The organism is Microcystis sp. LE19-8.1F (genome assembly GCF_027531715.1).
Classification (GTDB): Bacteria; Cyanobacteriota; Cyanobacteriia; order Cyanobacteriales; family Microcystaceae; genus Microcystis; species Microcystis wesenbergii_A.
In genome coordinates, this window is the sequence record NZ_JAPZSO010000122.1 from 1 (window position 1) to 6,940 (window position 6,940).

8 protein-coding genes are annotated in these 6,940 nt (G+C 42.0%); 4 read left to right on the plus strand and 4 right to left on the minus strand.

What is annotated here, in order from left to right; all coding sequences use genetic code 11:
- Positions 1-176: 176 nt before the first annotated feature.
- From O9334_RS12100 to O9334_RS12110, 3 genes are read right to left on the minus strand one after another with little or no spacing between them, the layout of a single operon-like run.
- On the minus strand, positions 177-521 hold the full coding sequence (locus O9334_RS12100; protein ID WP_045361941.1) for a TIGR03792 family protein: 345 nt from the start codon (positions 519-521) through the stop codon (positions 177-179).
- A 12-nt stretch (positions 522-533) separates the two neighbouring features.
- The gene (locus O9334_RS12105; protein ID WP_045361944.1) at positions 534-1,421 is read right to left on the minus strand and encodes a ParA family protein; all 888 of its coding nucleotides are present in this window, start codon (positions 1,419-1,421) and stop codon (positions 534-536) included.
- A 15-nt stretch (positions 1,422-1,436) separates the two neighbouring features.
- A complete protein-coding gene (locus tag O9334_RS12110) occupies positions 1,437-2,492 on the minus strand; it encodes a metallophosphoesterase family protein (protein WP_190381198.1) in 1,056 nt (351 codons plus the stop codon).
- Positions 2,493-2,600: 108 nt separating this feature from the next.
- On the opposite strand from O9334_RS12110, the gene O9334_RS12115 reads away from it, so the two are divergent.
- Positions 2,601-3,071: a pyroglutamyl-peptidase I family protein gene (locus O9334_RS12115; protein ID WP_045361950.1), complete on the plus strand. Its 471-nt coding sequence runs from the start codon at positions 2,601-2,603 to the stop codon at positions 3,069-3,071.
- A 10-nt stretch (positions 3,072-3,081) separates the two neighbouring features.
- On the opposite strand, the gene fni is transcribed toward O9334_RS12115, so the two are convergent.
- Positions 3,082-4,137, minus strand: coding sequence for a type 2 isopentenyl-diphosphate Delta-isomerase (fni, locus tag O9334_RS12120; RefSeq protein WP_045361953.1), 1,056 nt, complete (start codon positions 4,135-4,137; stop codon positions 3,082-3,084).
- Between the two features lie 8 nt (positions 4,138-4,145).
- On the opposite strand from fni, the gene O9334_RS12125 reads away from it, so the two are divergent.
- The 3 genes from O9334_RS12125 to O9334_RS12135 all read left to right on the plus strand — a co-directional run bounded on the left by O9334_RS12125 (position 4,146) and on the right by O9334_RS12135 (position 6,778).
- Positions 4,146-4,394 (plus strand): hypothetical protein, encoded by a 249-nt coding sequence (locus O9334_RS12125; protein WP_045361956.1) that lies wholly within the window; start codon positions 4,146-4,148, stop codon positions 4,392-4,394.
- A 171-nt stretch (positions 4,395-4,565) separates the two neighbouring features.
- On the plus strand, positions 4,566-5,132 hold the full coding sequence (locus O9334_RS12130; RefSeq protein WP_045361959.1) for a Uma2 family endonuclease: 567 nt from the start codon (positions 4,566-4,568) through the stop codon (positions 5,130-5,132).
- Between the two features lie 293 nt (positions 5,133-5,425).
- Complete coding sequence (locus O9334_RS12135; protein ID WP_045361962.1) at positions 5,426-6,778, plus strand: TIGR03279 family radical SAM protein; 1,353 nt, start codon at positions 5,426-5,428, stop codon at positions 6,776-6,778.
- Positions 6,779-6,940: the final 162 nt, after the last annotated feature.

Below are 6,940 nucleotides of genomic sequence, written 5' to 3' on the forward strand. Positions count from 1 at the left end.
GGAACCATCTTGACCGGTGATGCCAGTAATCAGGGCGCGTTTCGGTTGAGTCATCAGTAATTTACCTAATCGGGAAGAATAAAGACCAGGGCAGGGTCTGACTGCTTATAGCACACTTTAGCCCCTTAGGACAAGTTTGGCTAGGTTGAGAGGGGACAAAAAGATGAATTGATTTTTTATCCGGGCTGCATAGATTCTAAATGGTTCTGACAATTTTCTCGAAATTTTCTGACTTGAAATTCCTTGACTTTGATTAATCGATAATTATCTTTTCCCATGGCGAGGGAAAATTTGGCTTCGGTGTCATCAAGTAAATTTTTGGAGATAGCTTTCCACTGTTCTTGCGTTTGCCAATGGGCAACGATAATTAATTCCTCCTCGATAGCGGGATTAATCCAAATTTCTTTACCTAAAAAACCCGCTTGTTTTGCTAAAAACTTTGTCCAAATTTCTTCATCTTTTTGGATAAATTTTTCCCTAGCTTCGGGTTTAACTTGAAATTCTAACCACTCAATGACCATAGTAATTATCTCCTATTTTTTGGCTTTCATCAAGAATTCTTCTGTGAGTTTCATAAAAGCTTTGGAACCACTAGAAGAGGGCATGGCTGCCACCACAGGCACGAACATATCAACAGCTTTAGCTACATTAACATCCATAGGAATCGCATTAGCAAAAATTTGATGGGCTTGAAAATCCTGTTGTACCCGGCGCATGACTTGATTATAGTAGCGACTGAGTAAACCACCACCGGAAAGAATAAAAACTATACCGAGTAAACCAGGGTTAATCGGTTGGGTTTCTTGATGACTAGCTTTCAGTTTAACTATTCTTCTTTCTAATAGCTGAATGCCGACAATCGATAAAGGTTCGGGACGGGCGGGTAGTAAATAAAAATGACTGCTACAGAGACCACTACGAGTTAAAAGATTATAGCCTGGAGCGCAGTCCATGATAATATAATCGTAACGGTCTTGAATGGGATCAATGATTTTTTTAATTAAGATTCTTTCGAGGTTATTCCAAGCATAATCAAAGCCTAAATCTTCCTGTAAAATTGCTTGGTGGTGCAGGGTTTCTGAGACGACATATTCATCATAAAGTTCGATGTCTCCTGGCAGTAAATCTAAGCCTTTAATTTCACATACTGAAGGGACAATAATATCATCAATAGTTAATTTATTGTAGGGATTGGGTTTGATAATTGCTTCTAATAAATAGCTTAAAGTGCGTTTTTTGCGACGCAGTTGAGCGAATTCATGGGGGGACATTAAGCTAAGAGTCGCACTGATTTGAGCGTCTAAATCGAGGACAAGGACTCGTTTTTGCTGAAATTTAGCTAAACAGGTGGCAAGGTTGACGGTAAGGGTAGTTTTTCCTACTCCTCCTTTCATATTAACGGTGCTGATGACAGTGGCCATGATGGGAATTCCTTTCTAGTTAACCGATGGAATATCTCGACGTAAAACCTGCCCGTTGGGAGCCATAATCAAAGGAGGTAAACTGGTAATATCGATCGCCTCTTGGGTTTTCATGTCGTAGGTGGTGTAAAATGTTTCCTGTTGATGGGGATTAATATCGACAATTGTTAGGGTTTTTCTAGGTGCTTGTTCACTGTTCAACAACCGTCGCGGTCCACTGCCTAAAGCTCCTGAGTGTAATAATTGTAATTGCCCCCGTTTACCCGGATAGTAAGCGTGAGCGTGGCCACTAATATAAGTATGCACCTGATAGCCTTCTAAAAACGCTCTTAATTGCTCGGCATCGGCTAAATAATCCCCCGGTCGATTTCTGCCCACGGCAATACCGTAGAGGGGTAAATGACCGATTACTAGCCGCATTTTAGCATTTTTAGCGTCGGTACTACTCAAGTTTTTTGCCGCCCAATTTAGTTGTTCCCCAGAGATTAAATGAGTGGAGGCATCCCAAACTAGATAGAATATACCATTTTGAGTGAAAGTATAATAAAAAGGAAAGCCGGTTTTATCGATAAAATTTAAACTTGTCTCATGTTGGGGATTTTGCCAATAATCTTGGGCTAATTTTCTCTCTTTAGCATAGATAAATTTTCCTGCGGATAAAGCTCCAGAAGCGTCATGATTACCGATGGTAAAAGCAAAAGGTATTTTAGCAGCTCGCAGGGGCGCAGCGATATGGCGATCAAAGGCTGACCACATGGCGTTAATTGCTGCCTCTGTCAAGCTGCTTTTTTGTCCTGCCACCATGTCGCCACCACAGAGAACCAGATCGGGTTTATGATTGATAATTAAAGGGATAGCTCGATCGATTTCGGGATCGTAAGTAGTGGAACCGTATTGACTATTAAGGTCACTAATCACGATTATCTTGACTTTTTTCGCTTTTTGTGCTTGTTTAACGGGAGACTCAGGGGTATTTTGGGAAGTAACGGGCTGTAAAATCTGATGAGCGCAAGCTGCCAAGCTAAAACCGCCTAAACTGCCACTAATAAGCAAAAATTTACGGCGTTGCATAGAATATCAATCTCGTCTTTAATTGAGGTCACGTCAGTTAGTGTAGCAATTTTTGTCCCTTCGATCGCTTTTTTTCTCCATCATCCCAATTAACCCTCAGGAGATAACTTGACAATTCTCTTAACTTCTTTTGCGCCTTGGTTATGCCATCAACCGAGTAATTCCTCCGATGATTTGTTAGTATCTATTCAAGATAATTATGCAAAAAAGCTTTTATTTTTGCGTCAACTTCCCGTTAATACCCATCGAGCCAGTGAACGAGTTATCAAAGCTATTCAAGACAAAAACCCCGATTTCGTTATTTGTTGTGGCATGGCAGAAAGTCGTTATCATTTAAGTTTAGAATCTCATGCTAGGAGTAGCACAAAACAGTTATTTACACCAATTCCCTTGCCAGATTTAATTAAAAACCTTGACTATAGTTATATCAGCGATAATGCCGGTCAGTTTGTCTGCGAAGAATTATATTTTCAAGTCTTAAAACATCATCCGAGAGCTTTATTCGTTCATGTGCCGCTTTTAACTGACAAAAATTTTGTCATTATTCAAAGGGATTTTCAAAAAATTATCAGTAATTAGTCGGACAAAATTAATTTCCCAAGCTTAAAGAACCGGAATTTTTTAAGGCCGATAAATTAGCATTACCCGTACAGAATAAAGCAATTTCTAATTCAGCAATCAAAAAAGTCACCAACTCATCTACCGCCGCCTCCGATGCCACGGCTGCGGTGAGAAAAGGCCGGGCTAAACCGCCTAAATCCGCCCCTAAAGCGATAGCTTTGCCAATATCGACCCCATTTTTCAAACCCCCGGAAGCGATGAGAGGAATAGTAGAATTAATCGCCCGGATAGAGGTAATACAATCGGCGGTGGGTAAACCCCAATCGGCAAAAACTTGACCTAAATGACGCTGTTTTTTGTCTTTTGCCCTTTGACTTTCCACCTTTGCCCAAGAAGTGCCGCCAGCCCCTGCCACATCAATCGCCGCCACCCCCGCCTCTATTAACTTTTTAGCCATTGCCCCGGAAATCCCGTTACCCACTTCCTTAGCCACCACAGGAACGGGCAATTTAGAGCAGACGAGGGCGATTTTGTCAAGGATTCCTCGAAAATTTTTATCGCCTCCCGATTGTACCCATTCTTGCAGGGGATTAAGATGAAGAATCAGGGCATCAGCCTCCAATAAATCGACTAATTTAAGGCATTCTTCCACACCACAGCCATAATTTAACTGCACTGCCCCTAAATTAGCCAAAAGTAGGATATCGGGGGCGAGATGGCGAACGGAAAAAGTGGCGGCTAATTCCGGTTGTTCGAGGGCGATACGTTGGGACCCAACCCCCATCGCTAAACGGTAACGTTGGGCGACGGTTGCCAGTCGAGTATTGACTAGATGGGCTAAGGTAGTTCCCCCCGTCATCGAAGAAATCAATAGAGGCGCGCCGAGGCTTTTGCCTAAAAAGCTAGTACCGATATTAATATCACTACGGTCTAGTTCTGGCAAACAGCAGTGATTAAAGCGATATTTCTCTAATCCGCTGCTAATTTCGCTAAATTCTACGTCTTCTTCCAGACAAACTCGCAAATGTTCGGCTTTACGATTTTCTATGTCACTAGAGGCATTAACAGGGGGGAGAGTGGTCATAGGTGAGGATGACGATCGCTACACAGTTGACTATACAGGATATTGAGTCAATTGTTCCAGTTGTTAACGAAGGCGGTGGTTGGTCGTCAGCAATGGAAACAAATTCAGCCATAGGAGCGATCGATCTTTTTGTCCTTTGTGTCTTTGTGGTTCTTTCCACGCGCTATATTAGATTAACAAGTCAAATAAATCAAGAGAAAGAGCTAAAAGATTGGCAACAGATTAACTGGTTCGTGTATGCTTTGAGATGGTCATAATCTGAGATTTATTTTTACCCATCAGGTGATTGGCTACGACATGATCAATAGGCCGCCCGTTAGTTTAATCCGTTGCTGCTACGAATGCCTGGGGAAGATTAGCTAATAAGCGATCGCCCCGATCTGAAAATTCCCGCTCGATTTTCCTATTGCTTCGGTTGAAAATTGACCATGACTCTTATCTCTTCTAAATCCCTCACTTTACCGGAATTTCTCTCGCTAACCGATGCCGATGGCGATATTACCTATGAATTAGTCGATGGAGAAGCGATCGCAAAAATGTCACCGAAATTCTTTCATTCTCGTTTAACTCTGGCTTTATCTTCTATACTCGATCACTGGAATCAAGGACGGGGAGAGGTGGGAATCGAATGGGCGATCGTCCTAAGCAAAAACGATCGAGATTGGTGTCCCGTTCCCGATCTCCTCTACATTTCCTTGGAAAGGTTAGGAGATATTACCCTCACCGATGAAGCTTGTCCCGTTCCCCCGGAATTAGTCATCGAAATTATTTCTCCCGAACAATCCTTCAGCAGCCTGAGCGAAAAAGCCGTGGACTACCTAAAAGCGGGAGTCAGTCGCGTCTGGATCGTCGATCCCCGGGCCAAGCAGATCACAATTTTCTATCCCGATGCGCCCCCGGCGATTAAAAAAGGCGATGACGAGATTAGCGATATTCTCCTCCCCGATTTAACCCTAACCCCCGGACAAATTTTTGCCAAGGCCCGATTAAGTTAATGCCCTACACCCCGCGATCGATTCCACCTTCTGCGAACACCTGTACTGATTAACGGCAGCGGATAGATTAGAACGGATTAAAAAGTTAACGAAAACAGGAACGATCAAAAACCCTAAAAGTCAACCCCTAGGCATAGCGTTTACGGTTTTAACATTCTTGTAATGTTTCGCTCATGATCATTTTGGGAGCAGTTTTATGGAGCGATCGCTCTAAGCTGCTGTAGAATTAGTTTAACAAAAGTGAGATGCAGCCAAAGACTTGCAGTTAAATAATTGGATGGCGACCTAAAAACATGAGTGAATTAACTATTCGTCCCGCTAAAATTACTGGTGTCATCCCGGATTCGATCGCCGCCGAGGTAGGTTTTGAAATTGGGGATGCGCTCGTCTCTATCAATGGTAATCGTCCCCGGGACTTAATCGATTATCAATTTTTATGTGCCGATGAATTTTTAACCCTAGAAGTGCTTGATAGTCAGGGCAAAACTCACCGGATAGACATCGAAAAAGATTATCATGAAGACTTAGGTTTAGAGTTTGAAACTGCCCTTTTTGATGGCTTAATTCAGTGTAATAATAAATGTCCTTTTTGCTTTATCGATCAACAACCAGAGGGCAAAAGAGAAACTTTATACCATAAAGATGATGACTATCGTTTAAGTTTTCTCTATGGCAGTTATTTAACCTTAACTAATCTCACATCAAAAGAATGGCAGCGGATCGAAAAGATGCACATCTCACCGCTTTTTGTATCCGTTCATGCCACGGAACCAGATCTGAGGATTCGTCTCTTAAAAAATCCCCGCGCTGGTCAAATTTTAGACCATTTAAAATGGCTACAAGCGAGACAATTACAAATTCACGCCCAAGTGGTAGTTTGTCCCAATATTAATGATGGAATTCATCTGCAAAGAACCCTATTAGATTTGGTTTCTTTTCATCGGGGGGATATTCCCTGTGTGGAGTCGGTTGCCGTGGTTCCCGTGGGATTAACCCGCTTTCGTCCCCAAGAAGATGAATTAATTCCCGTTAGCCAAGAAAAGGCGCGAGAAGTGATTGAACAAGTCCAAATTTTACAGAAAAAATTTCGCCAAGAATTTGGCAGTAATGTGGTGTGGTTAGCCGATGAATGGTTTTTAATTGCCCGAGTCGATTTACCACCCCAATCTCACTACGAAGACTATCCCCAAATCGGTAACGGAGTTGGCTCAATTCGTCAATTTATTAGGGATTTTCAGAAGACAGCCAAGAAGTTATTACCTGCTCAAATTACTCCGTATAGACGGTTGATATGGGTAGTGGGAAATGCGGTAGAACAAGCTTTTCAACCCCTAGTTAAACAGTTAAATAAGGTGCAGGGTTTAACCGTGGAATTAGTGGCTTTAAATAGTGATTATTGGGGACAGGAAATCACGGTTACGGGTTTATTAACTGGCCAAGATATTCTCAAAGGATTACAAGGTAAAAATCTTGGGGATGGGGTTTTATTACCCTCCCTCATGCTCAAGCATGGGGAAGCGGTATTTTTAGATGATCTAACCCTAGAAACTGTTATTAATCAGTTAGGAGTCCCTATTTATCCAATCCTAGGAGTGGAGGAATTAATTAAAACTTGTCTGACGCTCAATAGACCTCTACCTAAGTAATATAGGACTTACGCATTGACAGAATTTCCGTAGTATGCCTTTGAACTTCAGACTATGGCTTCCAAGTTATTGAGGTCAAGGAAGTTGGATGCTAAATTATTGACAATAAAAGAGCGGATGACCTCAGTAAATAACTCCCTTTGTCAGGAATACCAATTAACA

Bases quoted from the DNA above. Each gene is read 5' to 3' on its own strand.
- O9334_RS12100 (WP_045361941.1), bottom strand. From the start codon at position 521: ATGGTCATTGAGTGGTTAGAATTTCAAGTTAAACCCGAAGCTAGGGAA.
- O9334_RS12105 (WP_045361944.1), bottom strand. From the start codon at position 1,421: ATGGCCACTGTCATCAGCACCGTTAATATGAAAGGAGGAGTAGGAAAA.
- O9334_RS12110 (WP_190381198.1), bottom strand. From the start codon at position 2,492: ATGCAACGCCGTAAATTTTTGCTTATTAGTGGCAGTTTAGGCGGTTTT.
- fni (WP_045361953.1), bottom strand. From the start codon at position 4,137: ATGACCACTCTCCCCCCTGTTAATGCCTCTAGTGACATAGAAAATCGT.
- O9334_RS12125 (WP_045361956.1), top strand. From the start codon at position 4,146: ATGACGATCGCTACACAGTTGACTATACAGGATATTGAGTCAATTGTT.
- O9334_RS12130 (WP_045361959.1), top strand. From the start codon at position 4,566: ATGACTCTTATCTCTTCTAAATCCCTCACTTTACCGGAATTTCTCTCG.
- O9334_RS12135 (WP_045361962.1), top strand. From the start codon at position 5,426: ATGAGTGAATTAACTATTCGTCCCGCTAAAATTACTGGTGTCATCCCG.